This window comes from Pseudomonas azerbaijanoccidentalis, assembly GCF_019145495.1.
GTDB classification, from domain to species: domain Bacteria; phylum Pseudomonadota; class Gammaproteobacteria; order Pseudomonadales; family Pseudomonadaceae; genus Aquipseudomonas; species Aquipseudomonas azerbaijanoccidentalis.
The window spans coordinates 111511-132325 of sequence record NZ_JAHSTU010000003.1; the positions used below are offsets into that span (position 1 = coordinate 111511).

The 20815-nt window shown below is 59.5% G+C and carries 23 protein-coding genes; all 23 read left to right on the forward strand.

Features of this window, described 5'->3' with window-relative positions:
• Positions 1-54 precede the first annotated feature (54 nt).
• The 23 genes from KVG88_RS11210 to fliQ all read left to right on the forward strand — a co-directional run bounded on the left by KVG88_RS11210 (position 55) and on the right by fliQ (position 20815).
• Entirely contained in the window at positions 55-405 is a 351-nt protein-coding gene (locus tag KVG88_RS11210; RefSeq protein WP_217871364.1) for a flagellar protein FlaG, read from the forward strand.
• A gap of 81 nt (positions 406-486) precedes the next feature.
• A complete protein-coding gene (gene fliD / locus KVG88_RS11215) occupies positions 487-1872 on the forward strand; it encodes a flagellar filament capping protein FliD (protein ID WP_217871365.1) in 1386 nt (461 codons plus the stop codon).
• Positions 1873-2025: 153 nt separating this feature from the next.
• Positions 2026-2415, forward strand: a complete 390-nt coding sequence (gene fliS / locus KVG88_RS11220) for a flagellar export chaperone FliS (protein WP_217871366.1) — start codon at positions 2026-2028, stop codon at positions 2413-2415.
• A gap of 24 nt (positions 2416-2439) precedes the next feature.
• Positions 2440-2736 carry a flagellar protein FliT gene (gene fliT, locus KVG88_RS11225; RefSeq protein WP_217871367.1) on the forward strand — a complete coding sequence of 99 codons (297 nt, stop codon included), beginning with the start codon at positions 2440-2442 and terminating at the stop codon, positions 2734-2736.
• Between the two features lie 172 nt (positions 2737-2908).
• Positions 2909-4384: a sigma-54 dependent transcriptional regulator gene (locus tag KVG88_RS11230; protein WP_150704809.1), complete on the forward strand. Its 1476-nt coding sequence runs from the start codon at positions 2909-2911 to the stop codon at positions 4382-4384.
• A 128-nt stretch (positions 4385-4512) separates the two neighbouring features.
• On the forward strand, positions 4513-5718 hold the full coding sequence (locus tag KVG88_RS11235) for a sensor histidine kinase (protein WP_217871826.1): 1206 nt from the start codon (positions 4513-4515) through the stop codon (positions 5716-5718).
• 5 nt (positions 5719-5723) lie between these two features.
• Positions 5724-7109: a sigma-54-dependent response regulator transcription factor FleR gene (fleR, locus tag KVG88_RS11240; RefSeq protein ID WP_150704811.1), complete on the forward strand. Its 1386-nt coding sequence runs from the start codon at positions 5724-5726 to the stop codon at positions 7107-7109.
• Between the two features lie 264 nt (positions 7110-7373).
• Complete coding sequence (gene fliE / locus KVG88_RS11245) at positions 7374-7703, forward strand: flagellar hook-basal body complex protein FliE (RefSeq protein ID WP_150704812.1); 330 nt, start codon at positions 7374-7376, stop codon at positions 7701-7703.
• 15 nt (positions 7704-7718) lie between these two features.
• Positions 7719-9506: a flagellar basal-body MS-ring/collar protein FliF gene (gene fliF / locus KVG88_RS11250; RefSeq protein WP_217871368.1), complete on the forward strand. Its 1788-nt coding sequence runs from the start codon at positions 7719-7721 to the stop codon at positions 9504-9506.
• Positions 9499-10518, forward strand: coding sequence for a flagellar motor switch protein FliG (gene fliG / locus KVG88_RS11255; protein ID WP_007983391.1), 1020 nt, complete (start codon positions 9499-9501; stop codon positions 10516-10518). The genes fliF and fliG overlap by 8 nt, the downstream gene beginning before the upstream one ends.
• Before the next feature lie 4 nt (positions 10519-10522).
• Complete coding sequence (gene fliH, locus KVG88_RS11260; RefSeq protein WP_150704814.1) at positions 10523-11320, forward strand: flagellar assembly protein FliH; 798 nt, start codon at positions 10523-10525, stop codon at positions 11318-11320.
• The gene (gene fliI / locus KVG88_RS11265; protein ID WP_150704815.1) at positions 11310-12668 is read left to right on the forward strand and encodes a flagellar protein export ATPase FliI; all 1359 of its coding nucleotides are present in this window, start codon (positions 11310-11312) and stop codon (positions 12666-12668) included. The genes fliH and fliI overlap by 11 nt, the downstream gene beginning before the upstream one ends.
• A 6-nt stretch (positions 12669-12674) precedes the next feature.
• Positions 12675-13124 (forward strand): flagellar export protein FliJ, encoded by a 450-nt coding sequence (gene fliJ / locus KVG88_RS11270; protein WP_150704816.1) that lies wholly within the window; start codon positions 12675-12677, stop codon positions 13122-13124.
• A gap of 180 nt (positions 13125-13304) precedes the next feature.
• Complete coding sequence (locus KVG88_RS11275; protein ID WP_150704817.1) at positions 13305-13604, forward strand: STAS domain-containing protein; 300 nt, start codon at positions 13305-13307, stop codon at positions 13602-13604.
• Positions 13605-13609: 5 nt separating this feature from the next.
• Entirely contained in the window at positions 13610-15316 is a 1707-nt protein-coding gene (locus tag KVG88_RS11280; RefSeq protein ID WP_217871369.1) for an ATP-binding SpoIIE family protein phosphatase, read from the forward strand.
• A 30-nt stretch (positions 15317-15346) separates the two neighbouring features.
• Complete coding sequence (locus KVG88_RS11285; RefSeq protein ID WP_150704819.1) at positions 15347-15697, forward strand: Hpt domain-containing protein; 351 nt, start codon at positions 15347-15349, stop codon at positions 15695-15697.
• A gap of 100 nt (positions 15698-15797) precedes the next feature.
• Positions 15798-17153 (forward strand): flagellar hook-length control protein FliK, encoded by a 1356-nt coding sequence (locus KVG88_RS11290; RefSeq protein WP_217871370.1) that lies wholly within the window; start codon positions 15798-15800, stop codon positions 17151-17153.
• A gap of 187 nt (positions 17154-17340) precedes the next feature.
• Positions 17341-17841 carry a flagellar basal body-associated protein FliL gene (fliL, locus tag KVG88_RS11295; protein ID WP_150704821.1) on the forward strand — a complete coding sequence of 167 codons (501 nt, stop codon included), beginning with the start codon at positions 17341-17343 and terminating at the stop codon, positions 17839-17841.
• A 9-nt stretch (positions 17842-17850) separates the two neighbouring features.
• On the forward strand, positions 17851-18819 hold the full coding sequence (gene fliM / locus KVG88_RS11300; protein WP_150704822.1) for a flagellar motor switch protein FliM: 969 nt from the start codon (positions 17851-17853) through the stop codon (positions 18817-18819).
• A 66-nt stretch (positions 18820-18885) separates the two neighbouring features.
• A complete protein-coding gene (gene fliN / locus KVG88_RS11305) occupies positions 18886-19344 on the forward strand; it encodes a flagellar motor switch protein FliN (protein WP_056853168.1) in 459 nt (152 codons plus the stop codon).
• A complete protein-coding gene (gene fliO / locus KVG88_RS11310; protein ID WP_150704823.1) occupies positions 19345-19791 on the forward strand; it encodes a flagellar biosynthetic protein FliO in 447 nt (148 codons plus the stop codon). It abuts the gene before it with no gap.
• A complete protein-coding gene (gene fliP, locus KVG88_RS11315; RefSeq protein ID WP_075948885.1) occupies positions 19791-20549 on the forward strand; it encodes a flagellar type III secretion system pore protein FliP in 759 nt (252 codons plus the stop codon). The genes fliO and fliP overlap by 1 nt, the downstream gene beginning before the upstream one ends.
• A complete protein-coding gene (gene fliQ / locus KVG88_RS11320; protein ID WP_008058625.1) occupies positions 20546-20815 on the forward strand; it encodes a flagellar biosynthesis protein FliQ in 270 nt (89 codons plus the stop codon). Before fliP ends, fliQ begins: the two co-directional genes overlap by 4 nt.

Here is a 20815-nt window from a genome sequence, read left to right on the forward strand (position 1 = left end):
CGGAAGGGCGCGTTTACGTGCCCTTTCGTCTTTTCCGTGATGAGGAGATTTAGCATGGACATGAGCGTCAAGTTGAACCTGTCTTATCCGGCCGTTGTGCCGCAGAGTGCAGCGTCGAGTGTCACCGCCAATCAGGATCAGCCTACGGTTGGAGCCGTTGCGTCATTGGGCTCCGAGCCCAAGCGTGATGACCTGCAAAAAGCAGTGACCGATATCCAGGAGTTTGTCCAGGCTGCCCAGCGCAAACTGGATTTTTCCATTGATGATTCCACTGGCCGGGTAGTCGTCAAGGTCATCGCCACCGAAACTGGTGATGTGATTCGTCAGATCCCTTCGGAAACTGCACTGAAGCTGGCACAAAGCCTGTCGAGCGCCAGTAGTTTATTGTTTGACGATAAAGTCTGAACTGGCATGAATTTTGTTGCTGTCGATGATTAGCACACGCTTAGTCAAGAAGTCGGCAGCCACTGGATAAGGAGAGAGATGATGGCGGGTACAACGGTTAGTGGTATTGGTTCGAATATCGATACTCAAGCGATCGTGAAGTCTTTGGTTGATTCCGAGAGAGCGCCCAAGCAAACACAGATCAACAACCAGATGCTCAAGGCGACAAACTCGCTGTCATCTATTGGCAAAATCCAAGCGGCGCTGGATGCCTTTCGTAGTGCGTTGGAAACCATGAAAAACACTGCCAGCTTCAGTGGTTTGACCGGCACGTCCTCTGATGAAAAGGTCGCTACGGTAACTACTGGGAACGGCGCTGCAGCCGGGAGTTTTTCGCTGGTCGTAACTCAGTTGGCAGCAGCATCCAAGATATCTACCAAGGTATTTACTGACGGTGCTACGTCGGTAGTTAATGCGGGTGCCACACCTACGAATCTAACCATCAATCAGGATGGGAAAAAATACGATGTCAGTATTCCAGCTGGTGCCACACTGCAGCAGGTCCGCGATTCTATCAACTCGCAATACGCTAATCAGGGATTGAGCGCGAATATTTTGACCGACTCAACCGGATCTCGGTTAGTGATGACTTCGACCACCACTGGCGAGGGTACAGATATCACCCTTACAGGTACTTCCGGTCTGCAGACCGGAATGACTGTTCTAGCTCCACCAAAAAATGCGTTGTACAGCATTGATGGGCAGACGATGAGCTCCAAGTCTAATACCATTTCTGAGGCGATTAGCGGCGTTACTCTAAAGCTTACAGGGGTTTCACCCAAGGCATCCGGCGCTACTGATCCGACAGCGAATACAATCACAGTCGCCGCTAATACTGCGACTCTGAAATCTGCAGTAAAAGGCTTTGTCGATACATATAACGCTTTGATTAAGGCGGTCAACGCTGAAACTCAGGTGACCAAGAATGCCGATGGATCAGTAACATCTGGTGTTCTGACTGGCGATGCTGCTTTGCGCTCAATGTTGTCTTCAGTACGAAGTGAGCTGAACTCGATGTCGGGTGCAGGCCAGATGAAAGCGCTGTCCCAGTTTGGGGTGCAGACCGATCAGAAAACAGGCACTTTGACAATTGATGACAAGGCGTGGGATGCCGCAGTTAAAACGAACGCTGCAGACATCAACGGCATATTCACTGGTGATACAGGCTTGCTGGCGCGGATGAAAGCTGCGACCGATAGTTTTGCCTTAAGCAAGACCGGTGTTTTCGCTGCGCGTTCGGCTAGCCTTACTGATAGTTTGGGTGACCTGCAAAAACAACAGGATTCCCTCGATGCACGGATGGCCAGCCTGCAAGCAAGCCTGAGTGCCAAATACACCGCCATGGACTCCCTGGTAGCCAAGCTGCGTGCCCAGAGCGACAGCATCATGACCACGCTCAATGCGCTCAACAATCCGAAGGACAGCTGATTCGGATCAGGCATAAAAAACCCAGGCAGTCTGTAGTGACAGCGCCTGGGTTTTTTCTTTGGTGGTCGGACTGGGTTAAAGTTATGTGCTGCTCAGTCGACATAATGATCAGAGCAATCCTTTTTCAGTTGTTGTCTGTCACGAGGTAGAAACATGAACCCCATGAGAGCCCTTCGCCAATACCAGAAGGTCAATTCCCATGCTCAGATCTCTGAAGCCAATCCTCATCGCCTGGTACAACTGCTGATGGAGGGCGGGCTGGATCGCATGGCCCAGGCCAAAGGCGCGATGGAGCGGGGCGACATCGCACTCAAGGGGTTGATGATCGGCAAGGCGGTGGACATCATCATCGGCTTGCGCGATGGCTTGAATCCCGAGAAGACCGATGATCCGGCGTCGCTTCAGCAACTCGACAACCTCTACGCCTACATGATGACGCGTCTGATGGAGGCCAATCGCGACAACAAAGCCGAAATCATCGACGAAGTATCGGGTTTGCTCGAAACCCTGAAAAGCGGTTGGGATGCCATTGCCAATCAATAGGCCCGAGGGTCTGAGGATGACGTCATGAGTCAAGCACTGCGGCGGATTGAAGAAACCCGTGAAGCCCTGATCGACGCCCTGGCGGCGCGCAATTGGGATGCGATTGGCGAGCTGGACTCAGCCTGTCGCGAATGCGTTGACGAGGTGCTCAGCGAGGCACCGATCGACGAAGAGGCATTGCGCAGCAATCTGGAAGGGTTGTTGGCGGTGTACAAGGATCTGCTGACAGCGACGATGGGTGAGCGTCAGGCGATAGTCGACGAGATGTCGCAGATCAACCAAGCACAAAAGGCATCAAAGGTTTACCATCTGTTTGGTTAATTGACGCCAGTTAATCCAAACATAGTGCGCCATAAATTTGACTGTGCACGGTTTTTTGACTTAACTAGTGGCTGTTCCAGATTTCAGTCGTCTTCAGGCATATTTGTGCCTGCAAGCGTTTAGCTTGCCCCAGCATTTTGGGCATCGAGTTGACTAGGGAAGTTGCTATTGCATGTGGCGTGAAACCAAAATTCTGCTGATTGATGACGATAGCGTCCGCCGCCGCGACCTGGCGGTGATTTTAAATTTTCTCGGTGAAGAAAATTTACCCTGCGGTAGCCATGACTGGCAGCAGGCTGTCGGCTCTTTGTCGTCTAGTCGAGAAGTGATCTGTGTCCTCATCGGGACGGTCAATGCTCCTGGTGCGCTTCTGGGCTTGCTAAAGACACTGTCGACATGGGATGAGTTCCTTCCGGTTTTGTTAATGGGCGATAATTCTTCCATTGACCTGCCTGAAGACCAGCGTCGTCGGGTACTTTCGACCCTCGAAATGCCGCCGAGCTACAGCAAATTGCTCGACTCGCTGCACCGTGCCCAGGTCTATCGCGAGATGTACGACCAGGCCCGCGAGCGCGGCCGCCATCGCGAACCCAATCTATTTCGTAGCCTTGTCGGCACCAGCCGGGCGATTCAACACGTCCGCCAGATGATGCAGCAAGTCGCCGATACCGATGCCAGCGTGCTGATCCTCGGCGAGTCCGGTACCGGCAAAGAAGTGGTCGCACGCAACCTGCATTACCATTCCAAGCGCCGCGAAGCGCCGTTCGTGCCGGTCAACTGCGGGGCGATTCCTGCCGAGTTGCTCGAAAGCGAATTGTTCGGCCACGAGAAGGGCGCCTTCACAGGCGCAATCACCAGCCGTGCCGGACGTTTTGAGCTGGCCAACGGCGGCACCCTGTTCCTCGATGAAATCGGCGACATGCCGCTGCCGATGCAGGTCAAGCTGCTGCGCGTATTGCAAGAGCGCACCTTCGAGCGCGTGGGCAGTAACAAGACCCAGAGCGTCGACGTGCGCATCATTGCCGCGACCCACAAGAATCTCGAAAGCATGATCGAGATCGGCACCTTCCGCGAAGATTTGTACTATCGCCTGAACGTGTTCCCGATCGAGATGGCGCCGTTGCGCGAGCGCGTCGAAGACATTCCGCTGTTGATGAACGAGCTGATCTCGCGCATGGAGCACGAGAAGCGCGGTTCGATCCGTTTCAACTCCGCTGCCATCATGTCCTTGTGCCGCCATGGCTGGCCGGGCAACGTTCGCGAGCTGGCGAACCTGGTGGAACGCATGGCGATCATGCACCCGTACGGGGTGATTGGCGTGGTCGAGCTGCCGAAGAAATTCCGCTACGTCGACGACGAAGACGAGCAATTGGTCGACACCCTGCGCAGTGATCTGGAAGAGCGCGTGGCGATCAATGGCCACACGCCGGACTTCAGTGCTGGCGCCATGTTGCCGCCCGAAGGCCTGGACCTGAAAGACTACCTGGGTGGTCTGGAGCAAGGTCTGATTCAACAGGCGCTTGATGACGCCAACGGCATCGTCGCGCGTGCTGCCGAACGCCTGCGTATCCGCCGCACCACGCTGGTGGAGAAGATGCGCAAGTACGGCATGAGCCGTCGTGACGGAGACGAACAGGCGGATGATTGACGCCTGTTTTTCAAGTCACTCATTTGTAAGCGGTTTTTTTTAGGCACGGGTATTGCTACATCCCTCGCAACGTTCCGTTTCACTGACGGTCAGCCAAGCGAGAGAGCACGATGCCCCAAGCCGCCCAGATGTCTGTTGCCCCTGATGCCCTGGGGCAATCATCGTCCGTAGAACAGGCCAGCCGGCTTGGCCTCGAGCAGGCTTTCGCGCTGTTCAACCAGATGTCGAGTCAATTGACCGACTCCTACAGCATGCTTGAGGCGCGGGTCACCGAGCTCAAGGGTGAACTGGCGGTCGTCAGTGCCCAGCGCATGCAGGAACTGGCGGAAAAAGAACGCCTGGCCAACCGTCTGCAAAATCTCCTCGATCTGTTGCCCGGTGGCGTCATCGTCATCGACGCGCAGGGTATCGTGCGCGAAGCCAATCCGGCGGCGTGCGAGCTGCTGGGGCTGCCGCTCGAAGGTGAGCTGTGGCGTCACGTCATCGCGCGCTGCTTTGCGCCGCGCGAAGACGATGGCCACGAAGTCTCCCTGAAGGACGGTCGGCGCCTGTCGATTGCCACGCGTTCGCTGGACGCCGAGCCCGGTCAATTGGTGCTGCTCAACGACCTGACTGAAACCCGTCATCTGCAAGATCAACTGGCTCGCCACGAGCGCCTGTCGTCCCTTGGACGCATGGTCGCGTCGCTGGCTCACCAGATTCGTACGCCGTTGTCCGCAGCATTGCTTTACGCCAGTCATTTGACCGAGCAGGAGCTGCCAGTGGCCACCCAGCAACGCTTCGCCGGCCGGCTTAAAGAGCGCTTGCACGAGCTGGAGCATCAGGTACGCGACATGCTGGTGTTCGCTCGCGGTGAGTTGCCACTGACCGACCGCGTAACCCCCAAACAATTGATGCAGTCGCTGCAAGCGGCGGCGCTGACCCATGTACAGGACCTGCCGATCCGCTGGCAGTGCGACAGCCATGCCGGCGACCTGCTGTGCAATCGCGACACCCTGGTCGGGGCCATCCTCAACTTGATCGAAAACGCCATCCAAGCCAGTGCCGGTGACGTGCGCTTGAAGGTTCATCTGTATGCCCGCGACAACCAATTGCGCGTCTGCGTCAGCGACAGCGGCAGCGGTATCGACGGCGCTGTGCTGGCGCGACTGGGCGAGCCGTTTTTCACCACCAAGGCCACCGGCACCGGTCTGGGCCTGACCGTGGTCAAGGCGGTTGCCCGTGCGCATCAGGGAGAATTGCACCTGCGTTCGCGAATCGGTCGCGGTACGTGTGCGCAGGTGATCCTGCCGCTTTTTGTCAGCGACAAGAGCAGCGCTCAGGGATCGGAGTGAAGGTCATGGGTATTAAGGTTCTACTGGTCGAGGATGACCGCGCGCTGCGTGAAGCACTGGCCGATACGCTATTACTCGGCGGGCACGATTACCAGGCCGTCGGCTCGGCGGAAGAAGCGTTGGCGGCGGTTGAAGCCGAGGCGTTCAATCTGGTGGTCAGCGACGTCAACATGCCGGGCATGGACGGGCATCAATTGCTCGGCCTGCTTCGGGCGCGTCAGCCGCAACTGCCGGTGTTGCTGATGACGGCGCACGGCGCGGTGGAGCGGGCGGTCGACGCCATGCGACAGGGCGCGGCCGATTATCTGGTCAAGCCATTCGAGGCCAAGGCCTTGCTCGATCTGGTTGCGCGCCATGCGCTGGGCAGTCTCGGTGCCAGTGACAATGAAGGACCGGTCGCTTTCGAGCCAGCCAGTGCGCAACTGCTGGAATTGGCAGCGCGCGTCGCGCGCAGCGATTCGACGGTGTTGATCTCTGGCGAGTCCGGCACCGGCAAGGAAGTGCTGGCGCGCTACATTCACCAGCACTCGCACCGCGCCAGTCAGCCGTTCATTGCGATCAACTGCGCGGCGATCCCGGACAACATGCTCGAAGCCACGCTGTTTGGTCACGAGAAAGGCTCGTTCACCGGCGCCATTGCGGCGCAGGCCGGTAAGTTCGAACAAGCCGATGGCGGGACCATCCTGCTCGATGAAATCTCTGAAATGCCCCTCGGCCTGCAAGCCAAACTGCTGCGTGTGTTGCAAGAGCGCGAGGTCGAGCGGGTGGGCGCGCGCAAGCCGATTACCCTGGATATTCGGGTGGTCGCGACGACCAATCGGGATCTGGCCGGGGAAGTGGCGGCGGGGCGGTTCCGTGAAGACCTTTATTATCGTCTGTCGGTCTTCCCTCTTGCGTGGCGACCGCTGCGCGAGCGCACCGCCGATATTCTGCCGCTGGCCGAGCGTCTGCTGGCCAAACACGTCAATAAAATGAAGCATGCGGCGGCGAGACTGTCTCCCGAGGCGCAGGCGTGTCTGATCGGTTATCCGTGGCCGGGCAACGTGCGCGAACTGGACAACGCGATTCAGCGTGCATTGATCCTGCAGCAGGGCGGCGTGATCCAGCCTCAGGATTTCTGCCTGGCCGGGCCGGTCGCTTGTGCGCCGCTGCCGACATTGGCGCCTGCGCCGGTGCGAGCGGTGGAAGTTGACGCTGAGTCGGCGGGAGCGCTGGGCGACGACCTGCGCCGTCGTGAATTCCAGATGATCATCGACACCCTGCGCACCGAGCGCGGCCGCCGCAAGGAGGCCGCCGAGCGCCTGGGCATCAGCCCGCGAACCTTGCGCTACAAGCTGGCGCAGATGCGCGATGCCGGGATGGACGTGGAAGCCTATTTGTTCGCCACGTAACCCTGTAGCAGCTGGCGAAGGCTGCGTTCGGCTGCGCAGCAGTCGCAAATCAGTCGACGCGGTCCTTCAGGAAAATCAGGCTTCAGGTTTAACGACTGCTTCGCAGCCGAACGCAGCCTTCGGCAGCTGCTACAGGTGCGGAGCGGCAGAAGTCCGGGACGGGCTTTTGTTCAGTGTGGCCACGGAGCTGGCACCCTTGTTGCTAACACCTCAATACCCGCCGAGTGAGTGTCAAAAAATTGCGGGCCGCCAAAGAGAGAGATCATGAGCCAAGGTATTGAATTCAATCGGTTGATGCTGGATATGCGTGCCATGCAAATGGATGCCATGTCTGCGCCGAAATCGACTGCCGCCGTCCCTGAACTGAATGGCAGCAGCTTTTCCGACATGCTCGGTCAGGCCGTCAATAAAGTGAACGACACCCAGCAGGCTTCCACTCAGTTGGCCAATGCCTTCGAGATCGGCAAGAGCGGCGTCGACCTGACGGACGTGATGATTTCTTCGCAGAAAGCCAGCGTGTCTTTCCAGGCGTTGACCCAAGTGCGTAACAAGCTGGTTCAGGCTTACCAAGACATCATGCAGATGCCGGTTTAAGGACGAGATTGAGTCATGGCAGAAGCAGTCGCCGATAATGTTCCGGCCAAGGCCACTCCAATAGACGGCAAACCGCCGCTGTTCGGGTTGTCCTTCCTGGAAAACCTCTCCGAGATGACCATGCTGCGTCAGGTTGGCCTGTTGGTTGGCCTGGCTGCGAGCGTGGCGATTGGTTTTGCCGTGGTGTTGTGGTCCCAGCAGCCGGACTACCGTCCGCTGTACGGCAGCCTTGCCGGTATGGACGCCAAGCAGGTCATGGACACCCTCGCCGCCGCCGATATCGCTTATACCGTTGAACCGAACTCCGGTGCCTTGCTGGTCAAGGCTGAAGATTTGTCCCGCGCGCGCCTCAAGCTCGCGGGCGCTGGTGTCACTCCCAGCGATGGCAACATCGGTTTTGAGATCCTCGATAAAGAGCAGGGCCTGGGTACCAGCCAGTTCATGGAAGCCACCCGTTATCGTCGTGGCCTCGAAGGTGAGCTGGCCCGGACCATTTCCAGCCTGAACAACGTCAAGGGTGCCCGTGTGCACCTGGCGATTCCCAAGAGTTCGGTGTTTGTGCGTGATGAGCGCAAGCCGAGTGCTTCGGTACTGGTTGAACTCTATTCCGGTCGTTCGCTGGAGCCAGGCCAGGTCGTGGCCATCATTAACCTGGTGGCGACCAGCGTTCCCGAGTTGAGCAAGTCGCAGATCACCGTGGTCGACCAGAAGGGCAACCTGCTCTCCGATCAGGCGGAAAACTCCGAACTGACCATGGCCGGCAAGCAATTCGATTACAGCCGCCGCATGGAAAGCATGCTCACCCAGCGTGTGCACAACATCCTGCAACCGGTGCTGGGCAACGACCGCTATAAAGCGGAAGTTTCCGCCGATGTCGACTTCAGTGCCGTCGAGTCGACGTCCGAGCAGTTCAACCCTGACCAGCCAGCGCTGCGCAGCGAGCAGTCGGTCAACGAACAACGTACTGCCAGCAATGGCCCGCAAGGTGTTCCAGGTGCCCTGAGCAACCAGCCACCTGCGCCGGCCTCCGCGCCACAAACCACCGCGGGCGCCGCGCCAGCCGCCGGTATGGTGCAGCCAGGCCAGCCGCTGATCGATGCCAACGGCCAACAAATCATGGACCCGGCCACCGGTCAGCCAATGCTCGCGCCTTACCCGGCGGACAAGCGTCAACAATCGACCAAGAACTTCGAACTCGACCGTTCCATCAGTCACACCAAGCAGCAGCAGGGCCGGTTGAATCGCCTGTCGGTGTCGGTGGTGGTTGATGATCAGGTCAAGATCAACCCGGCCATCGGCGAAACCAGCCGCGCACCGTGGACCGCCGACGAATTGGCGCGCTTCACCCGTCTGGTTCAGGACGCAGTCGGTTTCGATGCCAGCCGCGGTGACAGCGTCAGCGTCATCAACATGCCGTTCTCCGCCGATCGCGGTGAAGTGATCGCCGACATTCCGTTCTACTCCCAGCCGTGGTTCTGGGACATCGTCAAGCAAGTGCTGGGTGTCCTGTTCATTCTGGTGCTGGTGTTCGGCGTGTTGCGGCCGGTGCTTAACAACATCACCGGCGGCGGCAAGGACAAGCAACTGGCCGGCATCGGCAGTGATGTCGAGCTGGGTGGCATGGGCGGTCTGGACGGCGAACTGGCCAACGACCGCGTCAGCCTCGGTGGCCCGCAAAGCATTCTGCTGCCGAGCCCGAGCGAAGGCTATGACGCACAGTTGAACGCCATCAAGAGTCTGGTGGCAGAAGACCCGGGTCGTGTGGCCCAGGTCGTGAAAGAGTGGATTAACGCAGATGAGTGATAACCGAGCCGTTGCCGCCAAGCTGTCCAAGGTCGACAAAGCCGCAATCCTGCTGCTGTCCCTTGGTTCTACCGACGCCGCCCAGGTGCTGCGCCACATGGGGCCTAAAGAGGTCCAGCGTGTAGGCGTGGCCATGGCGCAGATGGGTAACGTGCACCGCGAGCAGGTCGAGCAGGTGATGAGCGAGTTCGTCGACATCGTCGGCGACCAGACCAGCCTGGGCGTCGGCTCCGACGACTACGTGCGCAAAATGCTCACCCAGGCACTGGGCGAAGACAAGGCCAATGGCCTGATCGACCGCATCCTGCTGGGTGGCAACACCAGTGGCCTCGACAGCCTGAAGTGGATGGAACCGCGCGCCGTCGCCGATGTGATCCGTTACGAGCACCCGCAGATCCAGGCGATCGTGGTGGCGTATCTCGATCCGGACCAGGCCGGCGAAGTGCTGGGCAACTTCGACCACAAGGTGCGCCTGGACATCATTTTGCGGGTTTCCTCGCTGAACACCGTGCAGCCGGCGGCCCTCAAAGAGCTCAACCAGATTCTCGAGAAGCAGTTCTCCGGCAACTCGAATGCTTCGCGTACCACGCTGGGCGGCATCAAGCGTGCAGCCGACATCATGAACTTCCTCGACAGCTCGATCGAAGGCCAGCTCATGGACTCGATCCGCGAAGTCGACGAAGACCTGTCCGGTCAGATCGAAGACCTCATGTTCGTGTTCAACAACCTGGCCGATGTCGACGACCGCGGTATCCAGGCACTGTTGCGCGAAGTGTCCTCCGACGTGCTGGTACTGGCCCTCAAGGGTTCGGACGAAGGCGTCAAAGAGAAGATCTTCAAGAACATGTCCAAGCGTGCGGCCGAACTGTTGCGCGACGACCTGGAAGCCAAAGGCCCGGTACGCGTCAGCGACGTGGAAACCGCGCAGAAAGAAATCCTCACGATCGCCCGTCGTATGGCCGAGGCCGGAGAAATCGTTCTCGGTGGCAAGGGCGGCGAGGAAATGATTTAACACCATGGCCAAGCATGATGATTCACCCACTGACCTGATCCGGGCCAGGGATGTCAGTGGTTTCGATACCTGGGCGCTGCCCAGTTTCGACCCGCCGGCACCTGAGCCAGAACCGGAGCCGGAACCCGAACCGCCGGAAATGGAAGAAGTGCCGCTGGAGGAAGTCCAGCCACTGACCCTCGAAGAGCTCGAAAGCATTCGCCAGGAAGCCTATAACGAAGGCTTTGCAGTGGGTGAGAAGGAAGGTTTCCACAGCACCACCCTCAAGGTTCGCCAGGAAGCCGAACAGGCATTGGCGCCGAAGATCGCCGGGCTGGAACAGCTGATGGCGCATCTGTTCGAGCCTATCGCCGAACAAGACACCCAGATTGAAAAGTCGCTGGTCGATCTCGTGCAGCACATCACCAAGCAGGTGATTCAGCGCGAACTGGCCATCGATTCGACGCAGATCGAACACGTCATGCGCGAAGCCCTCAAGCTGTTGCCGCTGGGCGTGGGCAATGTGCGGCTGTACATCAATCCGCAGGATTTCGAACAGGTCAAAGCCCTGCGCGAACGCCATGAAGAAACCTGGCGCATCGTCGAGGACGAGTCGCTGTTGCCGGGCGGCTGCCGGGTCGAAACCGAGCACAGCCGCATCGATGCCACCGTGGAGACTCGGGTCAAGCAGGTCATGGACAAGCTGTTCGATCAGCTCCACGAGCAGGCCTTGCACCCGTCGGCGCCGGACGTGACTCTGGAGCTGCCGGTCGAAAGCAAACCCGCAGCCGCCGCTGATCCGGACCTTCCCGATGCGCCTTGAACGCACCAGTTTCGCCAAGCGCCTGGGCAGCTATGCCGAGGCCACGGAACTGGCCGGCGCGCCGATTCTTGAAGGGCGCCTGCTGCGCATGGTCGGCCTGACCCTCGAAGCCGAAGGCTTGCGCGCCGCGATGGGCAGCCGTTGCATGGTCATCAACGATGACAGCTATCACCCGGTGCAGGTCGAAGCCGAAGTCATGGGCTTCTCCGGCAGCAAAGTGTTTTTGATGCCGGTCGGCAGCGTTGCCGGCATTGCGCCCGGCGCTCGCGTTGTTCCGCTTTCCGATACCGGCCGCTTGCCGATGGGCATGAGCATGCTTGGGCGTGTGCTCGATGGCGCCGGTCGTGCGCTCGACGGCAAGGGCGGGATGAAGGCCGAAGACTGGGTGCCGATGGACGGCCCGACCATCAACCCGCTCAAGCGTGAACCGATCAGCGAACCGCTGGACGTGGGCATTCGTTGCATCAACGGCATGTTGACGGTGGGTCGCGGCCAGCGTCTCGGCCTGTTCGCAGGTACGGGTGTCGGTAAATCCGTGCTGTTGGGCATGATGACCCGCTTCACCGAGGCCGACATCATCGTCGTCGGGCTGATCGGTGAGCGGGGTCGTGAAGTTAAAGAATTCATCGAGCACATCCTCGGTGAAGAAGGGCTCAAGCGTTCCGTGGTGGTGGCGTCCCCGGCGGACGATGCGCCGCTGATGCGCTTGCGCGCCGCCATGTACTGCACGCGCATCGCCGAGTATTTCCGCGACAAGGGCAAGAACGTCCTGCTGCTGATGGATTCGTTGACCCGTTTCGCCCAGGCCCAGCGGGAAATCGCCCTGGCCATCGGTGAGCCGCCAGCGACCAAGGGTTATCCGCCGTCGGTATTCGCCAAGTTGCCGAAACTGGTGGAGCGGGCCGGTAATGCCGAGAAGGGTGGCGGTTCGATCACGGCGTTCTACACCGTGCTGTCCGAAGGCGATGACCAGCAAGACCCGATTGCCGACTCGGCGCGGGGCGTGCTCGACGGGCACATCGTGCTGTCGCGGCGACTGGCCGAAGAAGGGCATTACCCGGCCATCGATATCGAGGCCTCCATCAGCCGGGTCATGCCGGCCGTGGTGTCACCTGAGCACATGATGCGGGCGCAGTACTTCAAGCAATTGTGGTCACGCTATCAGCAGAGTCGCGACCTGATCAGCGTTGGCGCTTACGTCGCCGGCGGTGATCGCGAGACCGACCTGGCGATTTCCCTGCAGCCGCAACTGGTCAAATACCTGCGCCAAGGCCTCAACGACAGCATCAGCCTGGGCGAAAGCGAAGCGTATCTCGCCTCGATTTTCGCGCCCGCGGCGGGCGGCTAACCCGTCATGGCGCAGACTCGGGCGGGGCGTCTGGCACCTGTGGTGGAAATGGCCGAGAAGGCCGAAAAAACCGCGGTCCAGCGCCTGGGGCATTTTCAGGGGCAGGTGCGTTTGGCCGAAAGCAAACTCGCCGACCTCGAAGCTTTTCGTCTCGATTATCAAGAACAGTGGATCGTGCGCGGCAGCAGCGGCGTTTCGGGCCAATGGCTGCTGGGCTATCAAGGCTTTCTCGCGCAATTGGGCACCGCCATCGATCAGCAGCGCCAAAGCCTGGCCTGGCACCAGAACAACCTGAACAAGGCGCGGGACACCTGGCAGCAAGCGTTTGCCCGGGTCGAGGGTTTGCGTAAACTGGTGCAGCGCTATGCCGATGAGGCGCGGGCACTGGAAGACAAGCGTGAGCAGAAGTTGCTGGACGAATTGTCCCAGCGCTTGCCGCGGCAGGATCAGTATTGATAGAGCGTTGCGAAAAGATCGCAGCCTGCGGCAGCTCCTACATTGACCGTGTGTAAATCCGATATTGTAGGAGCTGCCGCAGGCTGCGATCTTTTGATCCTGATGACCTGCCTTGCCGCAACCTCTACCAAATGCTAAACCTTGTACAAGCAGGTTTACCAATGACAAGGAAGCCATGACATGTCAGTTGTTACAGAAGTATCCCCCGACGGCCAAAAGCTGACGATATCGGTCAAAGGACGATTCGATTTCGCCAAGCATCAGGAATTTCGTGAATCCTACGAAGATAAAGAGCTATCGGCGGTTGTGGTCGACCTCAGAGAGGCCACCTACCTCGACAGCTCTGCGCTGGGCATGTTGCTGCTGTTGCGTGATCACGCCGGTGGCGAAGACTCCGACATTCGCGTGGTCAACAGCAGTTCGGATGTGAGGAAAATTCTCGCTATTTCCAACTTCGACAAACTGTTCGACATCAGTTGAGCACCGTGCACACAGCACTCGAACCGTTGACGATCCTCATTGCCGAAGACAGTGCGGCGGATCGCATGCTGCTGTCGAGTATCGTCCGTCGTCAGGGCCATGAAGTACTGACGGCAGCCAACGGCGCCGAGGCGGTCGAAGCGTTTCGCCAGCAACGACCGCAACTGGTGTTGATGGACGCGATGATGCCGGTGATGGATGGCTTCGAGGCTGCGCAGCAAATCAAGGCACTGGCCGGGGAAACCCTGGTGCCGATCATCTTCCTCACCTCGCTGTCCGAGAGCGAAGCCTTGGCTCGCTGTCTAGAGGCCGGAGGTGACGACTTTTTGGCTAAGCCCTACAACCAGGTGATTCTCGCCGCCAAAATCAAGGCGATGGACCGCTTGCGCCGGTTGCAGGCGACCGTGTTGCAACAGCGTGATCAGATTGCCCGGCACCACGACTATCTGCTCAATGAGCAACGGGTGGCCAAGGCCGTATTCGACAAGGTGGCCCATTCCGGCTGCCTCAACGCTGCCAATATCCGTTATCTGCAATCGCCTTACGCGTTGTTCAACGGCGACTTGCTACTGGCGGCGTACACGCCGGCGGGCGATATGCACGTGCTGCTCGGTGATTTCACCGGCCATGGTTTGCCCGCGGCGGTTGGCGCCATGCCGCTGGCCGAGGTTTTCTACGGGATGACGGCAAAGGGTTACGGCTTGTCCGAAACCCTGCGCGAAATGAACGCCAAGCTCAAACGCATCTTGCCAGTGGACATGTTCTGTTGCGCAACGATGCTGTGCCTGAGTTTCCAGCGTCGCTCGGTGGAGGTCTGGAACGGTGGCATGCCGGACGGTTATCTGAACAACATCGCTAGTGGCGAGCGCACACCGATAACGGCTAGGCATTTGCCTTTAGGCGTGCTCAGCCCGCAAACATTCGATGACCGCACGGAAGTGTTCCCGATGGCAGTCGGTGATCGGGTGTTCCTGCTGTCAGACGGAGTGATCGATACCTGCGATGCCAATGAACAATTGTTCGGTGTGCAGCGTCTGCAACGGGTGTTTGCGGCCAATCGTGAGCCGGATGCACTGTTCGAGGAAATCGGCCAGGCGTTGCGCGACTTTGGTGGTCAGACCCGCGACGATGTGAGCATGGTGGAAATCAGCCTGCTTGAGTCGTCACAGCTGATTGCGCCGGTGCCGGTCTATTCCGACAGTGGTCAGTCGTGTCCGCTCGACTGGTCGGTGAGTTTCGAGTATCGCGCAGCGACGCTCAAACGCTTCAATCCACTACCGTACTTGCTGCAATTGCTGCTGGAGGTTCATGGTTTACGGGCGCAGAGCGGGGCGCTCTACAGTGTCTTGGCCGAGTTGTATTCCAATGCCCTGGAGCATGGCGTGCTGGGACTCGACTCAAGTCTTAAGCGCGATGTCTCGGGTTTTACCCGTTATTACCAAGAGCGCAACACGCGTCTGGACGAATTGCAGGACGGCTTCGTACGGGTGCATCTGCAGGTCACGCCGCAAGGCGAGGGTGGTTGCCTGGTGATCCGCGTCGAGGACAGCGGCAAGGGATTTGATGTCGGGCGCGTGCTGGCGCGACCGATTGATCCTGTCCGTCTGTCGGGGCGTGGTGTGAGTTTGATCCGTCAATTAGGGCGCAACGCCAGTTGGTCCGACGATGGTCGAAGTGCCCGCGTGGAGTTTTTCTGGGAGGCTCTGGCATAATCCGCGCATTCTTGATCAAGGAGTGAGCAAGTGGCTGATCAACATCTGGACCCGGACGTGCTGAGCGCGTTACGGGAAGTCATGGAGGAGGAGTTTTCGACATTGATCGATACCTTCCTCGTCGATTGTGAAGCGCGCCTGCAGTCGTTGCGTCAGGCGGATTCGGCTGCGCAGTTGAACGAGATTGCCCACAGTTTCAAAGGCAGCAGCAGCAACATGGGCGCCGTCAGGCTCGCCGAGTTGTGTAGCACGCTTGAGCACAATGCCAAGACCCTTGCGGCTGTCGATATTGACCGATTGATCGCCGATATCGAAAGCGAGTTCGCCCTCGTGCGGCCTCTTTATGACACCGCGCGACAGCCTTCCCCGGCGGCCAGTTGAATTGACAAGCGCCTTTCGTCGTCATCCGGTGAAACTGGCGCGAGCCTTGCAGATAACTCTCCAACTGTACCTACGATCCCAGTGCAGCGGAGACCGTTAAATGCCCGTTACCCCCAATAATCTTCTTCAGGCCGTCGCGCCGGCCAAGGCGCAGACTGCCTCCGCCAATTCCACGGCGCTGACCGCTGAGCCCGGGGACAAGGCTGCCAGCTTCGCTCAGGTGTACGCCAAGCAAGGCCAGAACAAACCCGCCGCCGCGGCTGACAGCCCGGTCAAACCGGTGCGTGAGAAGGCGGCGGACAGCGCCGGCAAGAAAGACGTCGCCGACGATAAATCTGCCGCCGCGCAACCCGAGGTTGCCGATAGCGGCAAAACCTTGCCCGCCGACAAACCGGCGCAGGCTGACGACAGCGCAGCCAGCGACGATGCTGCCGATACCGCACAAACGCCGGTTGTCGATGCCGCGCCTGTTGATCCAACGCTCGATCCTGCCTTACTGCTGGCGGCGCAACCCGTAGCGGCCACGCCTGCACCGGTGATCACGCCGGTTGTGGATGCCGCTCCGTTGCCGGCTGAAGCCCCGGTTGCCGCGCCGGTTGCCGCTTTGCCGGCGGCGGATGCCACGGATACCGCTTTCGATCCCGAGGCCGATCCGCTCGATGCATTGCCTGCCTTGCGCATGGCCATGGAGCAAAGCGGCCACGTGTCCGCGTCCAGTCAGGCGCAGCCCAAGGCTGCATCGACGTCCGCCCAGGCCCAGGCCGATGGCGAACAGACCGCCGCGCAGAACTTTGCCGCCGGCATGGCCAGCATGCTCGATGTGCAGGCCGACAAGGACAGCACCAGCCAGGGTGGCGAAAAAGCCTTCAGCGGTTTGATTGATGACGGTCTCAAGGACCTGAAGTCGGCCAGCAGCGATACCCGCGTCGACGATTTTGCCAACCGTCTGGCGGCATTGACCCAGGCCGCCACACCGAAAACCGCCAACGCCTTGCCGGTCAATCAGCCGATCGCCATGCATCAGAGCGGCTGGACTGAAGAAGTGGTCAACCGTGTGATGTATCTATCCAGCGCCAATCTCAAGGCGGCGGATATCCAGTTGCAACCGGCCGAACTGGGGCGTCTCGACATACGGGTCAACATGGTCCCGGACCAGCAGACCCAAGTGACGTTCATGAGCGCACACCCGAGTGTTCGCGAAGCGCTGGACGGGCAGATGCATCGCTTGCGTGACATGTTTACCCAGCAGGGCATGGGCCAGGTTGACGTCAATGTGTCCGACCAGAACCGCGGGTCCCAGGACCAGGGGCAAAATCAGCAGGCACAGAGTGGGCGTACCAGTGCCGGTGGCGGTCGTCTTGATTCGATGGATGACGACATAACGCCAGCCATCGCTGAAGTCGCTGCACCGGTGACCAGTGTGATCGGCTCCAGCGCGGTCGATTACTACGCCTGATAGATCGGGTTGCCTTCAAGAGATCGCAGCCTTCGGCAGCTCCTACAGTGGAAACGCAGGAGCTGCCGAAGGCTGCGATCTTTCGCTTTTCAATACCCCGACATTTCCCCCTGGTTACTTCTGGCATAACACTTGCTCTTGCCTATCCGTGCGACTGTGAAAACCCGAATAGTGACGGATTATTGGCATGGCGAAGAGCGACGCAGCAGTAAAAGACCCCGCAACCAAAAGCAAACTCAAGCTGATCATCGCGGTCGTGGTGGCCCTGCTGCTGGCGATCGGTTTGTCCGTGGGGGCGACCTGGTACTTCATGCACAGCGCCCAGAGCAAGCCTGCCGCCGTGGTTGAAACTGCGCCACAGGGCAAGCAGCCGGCGGTTTTCGAACCGATGGCGCCGGCGTTCGTCGCCAACTACAACCAGAACGGCCGTCAGCGCTACATGCAGGTGAGCATCACCATGCTCGGCCGTAGCCAGGCCGATCTGGAAGCGCTCAAGGTGCACATGCCGGTGATCCGCAACAACCTGGTCATGCTGTTCTCCGGGCAAGACTTCGCCACGCTCGCGTCGCCGGTCGGCCAGGAAATGCTGCGCCAGAAAGCCACGGCCAGCGTTCAGGAAGTGGCGCAGAAAGAGCTTGGCAAAGTGGTCATCGAACAATTGCTTTTCACTAATTTCGTACTGCAGTAGGAACACGACATGGCCGTGCAGGACCTGCTGTCCCAGGATGAGATCGACGCGCTGTTGCATGGCGTGGACGATGGTCTGGTACAGACCGATAACGCTGCCGAACCCGGCACCGTCAAAAGCTACGACCTGACCAGCCAGGATCGCATCGTCCGTGGACGCATGCCGACCCTGGAAATGATCAACGAACGTTTCGCCCGCTACACGCGCATCAGCATGTTCAACATGCTGCGTCGCTCGGCAGACGTGGCGGTCGGTGGCGTTCAGGTGATGAAGTTCGGCGAATACGTGCACTCGCTGTACGTGCCGACCAGCCTCAACCTGGTCAAGATCAAACCGCTGCGCGGCACCGCGCTGTTCATCCTCGACGCCAAACTGGTGTTCAAGCTGGTGGACAACTTCTTCGGTGGCGACGGCCGTCACGCCAAGATCGAAGGGCGTGAATTCACCCCGACCGAACTGCGGGTGGTGCGCATGGTGCTGGAACAGGCCTTCGTCGACTTGAAGGAAGCCTGGCAGGCGATCATGGAAGTCAACTTCGAGTACATCAACTCGGAAGTGAACCCGGCCATGGCCAACATCGTCGGCCCAAGCGAAGCGATTGTGGTATCGACCTTCCACATCGAACTCGATGGCGGTGGCGGCGACCTGCACGTGACCATGCCGTACTCGATGATCGAACCGGTGCGCGAAATGCTCGACGCCGGCTTCCAGTCGGACCTCGACGACCAGGACGAACGCTGGGTCAATGCCCTGCGCCAGGACGTGCTGGATGTCGACGTGCCGATCGGTGCCACCGTTGCCCGCCGCCAGTTGAAGCTGCGCGACATCCTGCACATGCAGCCGGGGGACATCATCCCGGTGGAAATGCCGGAAGACATGATCATGCGCGCCAATGGCGTGCCGGCCTTCAAGGTCAAGATGGGATCGCACAAAGGCAACCTCGCGTTGCAAGTGATCGAGCCGATCGAGCGTCGTTGATCGACGCCCCACACATTCGCTTTTAACTGACGGCCTCCCTCACAGGTGGCCCGCCGAGGACAAATGATGGCTGACGATATGAATACCCAGGACGACCAGGCGCTGGCTGACGAATGGGCTGCGGCCCTGGAAGAAACCGGTGATGCCGGGCAGGCTGATATTGACGCGCTGCTGGCAGCCGATGCTTCCGGTTCCTCGAACAATCGCCTGCCAATGGAAGAGTTCGGCAGTGTGCCGAGAAACAACGACCCGGTGAGCCTGGAAGGGCCGAACCTGGACGTGATCCTCGACATTCCGGTGTCGATCTCCATGGAAGTGGGCAGCACCGACATCAACATCCGCAACCTGCTGCAACTCAACCAGGGCTCGGTAATCGAGCTTGATCGCCTGGCCGGCGAGCCGCTGGACGTGCTGGTCAACGGCACGCTGATCGCTCACGGCGAAGTGGTTGTGGTCAACGAGAAGTTCGGCATCCGCCTGACCGACGTGATCAGCCCAAGCGAACGCATCAAGAAGCTGCGCTGAGTGAAAAGGTTTTTTGGGGTTCTGTTGGCGTTGCCGTTCAGCGTGCTGGCGGCCGAGCCTGTGGCGAGCGCTGCCACGGCGGCTGCGCCTGTCGCCAGCAGTGGCGTGGCCGGGCAATTGACGCAGTTGGTTTTCGGCCTGCTGCTGGTGCTGGGGTTGATCTTCTTCCTCGCCTGGCTGTTGCGCCGGGTCCAGCAGGCAGGCCCGGCCGGCAAGGGCCAGGTGATCGAGCTGATCGGTTCCCGCGCTCTTGGACCGCGTGATCGGCTGATGCTGGTGCAGGTCGGCAATGAACAGATTCTGCTGGGTCTGAGCCCCGGCACCATCACGGCCTTGCATGTGCTCAAGGAGCCGGTGCAGGTGCCGAGCACGACTGAGAAGACGACGCCGGAGTTTGCCCAGCGCCTGCTGGAGATCCTCGGTAAAGATCAAAAGGATAAGAAGTAATGGGTGCGCTGCGCATCGTCTTGACGCTGGCCTTGATGCTGGCCGCTCCTTTGGCGTTCGCCGCCGATCCGTTGTCGATCCCGGCGATCACGCTGGGCACCAACGCCGAAGGTGCGCAGGAATACTCGGTCAGCCTGCAAATCCTGCTGATCATGACTGCGCTGAGTTTCATCCCGGCGTTCGTCATGCTGATGACCAGTTTCACCCGGATCATCATCGTCTTCTCGATCCTTCGTCAGGCCCTGGGCTTGCAGCAAACGCCGTCGAACCAGATCCTCACCGGCATGGCGCTGTTCCTGACGTTGTTCATCATGGCGCCGGTGTTCGATCGGGTGAATCAGGATGCCTTGCAACCGTATCTGGCGGAAAAAATGACCGCCCAGGATGCCGTGGCCAAGGCCCAGGTGCCGATCAAGGATTTCATGCTGGCTCAGACCCGCACCAGTGATCTTGAGCTGTTCATGCGCCTGTCCAAGCGCACCGACATTGCCTCGCCGGATCAGGCGCCATTGACCATTCTGGTGCCGGCGTTCGTGACCTCTGAACTGAAAACCGCGTTCCAGATCGGCTTCATGATTTTCATCCCGTTCCTGATCATCGACCTCGTCGTGGCGAGCGTGCTGATGGCCATGGGTATGATGATGCTTTCGCCGCTGATCATTTCCCTGCCGTTCAAAATCATGCTGTTCGTCCTTGTCGATGGCTGGGCGCTGATCATCGGCACGTTGGCCAGCAGCTTCGGCGGTGTCTCGCCATGACGCCGGAAGTAGCGGTCGACATCTTCCGCGAGGCGCTGTGGCTGACCACGCTGATGGTGGCGGTGCTGGTGATTCCGAGCCTGCTGGTGGGCCTTATCGTGGCGATGTTCCAGGCCGCCACCCAGATCAACGAACAGACCTTGAGCTTTTTGCCGCGCCTGCTGGTGATGCTGGTGACGCTGATCGTGGCTGGCCCGTGGCTGGTGCAGACGTTCATGGAATACATCCTGCAGTTGTACGGCAGCATTCCGCAGGTCATCGGCTAA

Coding starts and splice junctions, on each gene's coding strand:
- KVG88_RS11230 (WP_150704809.1), top strand. CDS start 2,909: ATGTGGCGTGAAACCAAAATTCTGCTGATTGATGACGATAGCGTCCGC.
- fliM (WP_150704822.1), top strand. CDS start 17,851: ATGGCCGTGCAGGACCTGCTGTCCCAGGATGAGATCGACGCGCTGTTG.
- fliQ (WP_008058625.1), top strand. CDS start 20,546: ATGACGCCGGAAGTAGCGGTCGACATCTTCCGCGAGGCGCTGTGGCTG.
- fliH (WP_150704814.1), top strand. CDS start 10,523: ATGGCCAAGCATGATGATTCACCCACTGACCTGATCCGGGCCAGGGAT.
- fliN (WP_056853168.1), top strand. CDS start 18,886: ATGGCTGACGATATGAATACCCAGGACGACCAGGCGCTGGCTGACGAA.
- fliI (WP_150704815.1), top strand. CDS start 11,310: ATGCGCCTTGAACGCACCAGTTTCGCCAAGCGCCTGGGCAGCTATGCC.
- KVG88_RS11235 (WP_217871826.1), top strand. CDS start 4,513: ATGTCTGTTGCCCCTGATGCCCTGGGGCAATCATCGTCCGTAGAACAG.
- fliE (WP_150704812.1), top strand. CDS start 7,374: ATGAGCCAAGGTATTGAATTCAATCGGTTGATGCTGGATATGCGTGCC.
- fliJ (WP_150704816.1), top strand. CDS start 12,675: ATGGCGCAGACTCGGGCGGGGCGTCTGGCACCTGTGGTGGAAATGGCC.
- fleR (WP_150704811.1), top strand. CDS start 5,724: ATGGGTATTAAGGTTCTACTGGTCGAGGATGACCGCGCGCTGCGTGAA.
- KVG88_RS11210 (WP_217871364.1), top strand. CDS start 55: ATGGACATGAGCGTCAAGTTGAACCTGTCTTATCCGGCCGTTGTGCCG.
- fliD (WP_217871365.1), top strand. CDS start 487: ATGGCGGGTACAACGGTTAGTGGTATTGGTTCGAATATCGATACTCAA.
- fliF (WP_217871368.1), top strand. CDS start 7,719: ATGGCAGAAGCAGTCGCCGATAATGTTCCGGCCAAGGCCACTCCAATA.
- fliG (WP_007983391.1), top strand. CDS start 9,499: ATGAGTGATAACCGAGCCGTTGCCGCCAAGCTGTCCAAGGTCGACAAA.
- fliL (WP_150704821.1), top strand. CDS start 17,341: ATGGCGAAGAGCGACGCAGCAGTAAAAGACCCCGCAACCAAAAGCAAA.
- fliP (WP_075948885.1), top strand. CDS start 19,791: ATGGGTGCGCTGCGCATCGTCTTGACGCTGGCCTTGATGCTGGCCGCT.
- fliS (WP_217871366.1), top strand. CDS start 2,026: ATGAACCCCATGAGAGCCCTTCGCCAATACCAGAAGGTCAATTCCCAT.
- KVG88_RS11275 (WP_150704817.1), top strand. CDS start 13,305: ATGTCAGTTGTTACAGAAGTATCCCCCGACGGCCAAAAGCTGACGATA.
- fliT (WP_217871367.1), top strand. CDS start 2,440: ATGAGTCAAGCACTGCGGCGGATTGAAGAAACCCGTGAAGCCCTGATC.
- KVG88_RS11290 (WP_217871370.1), top strand. CDS start 15,798: ATGCCCGTTACCCCCAATAATCTTCTTCAGGCCGTCGCGCCGGCCAAG.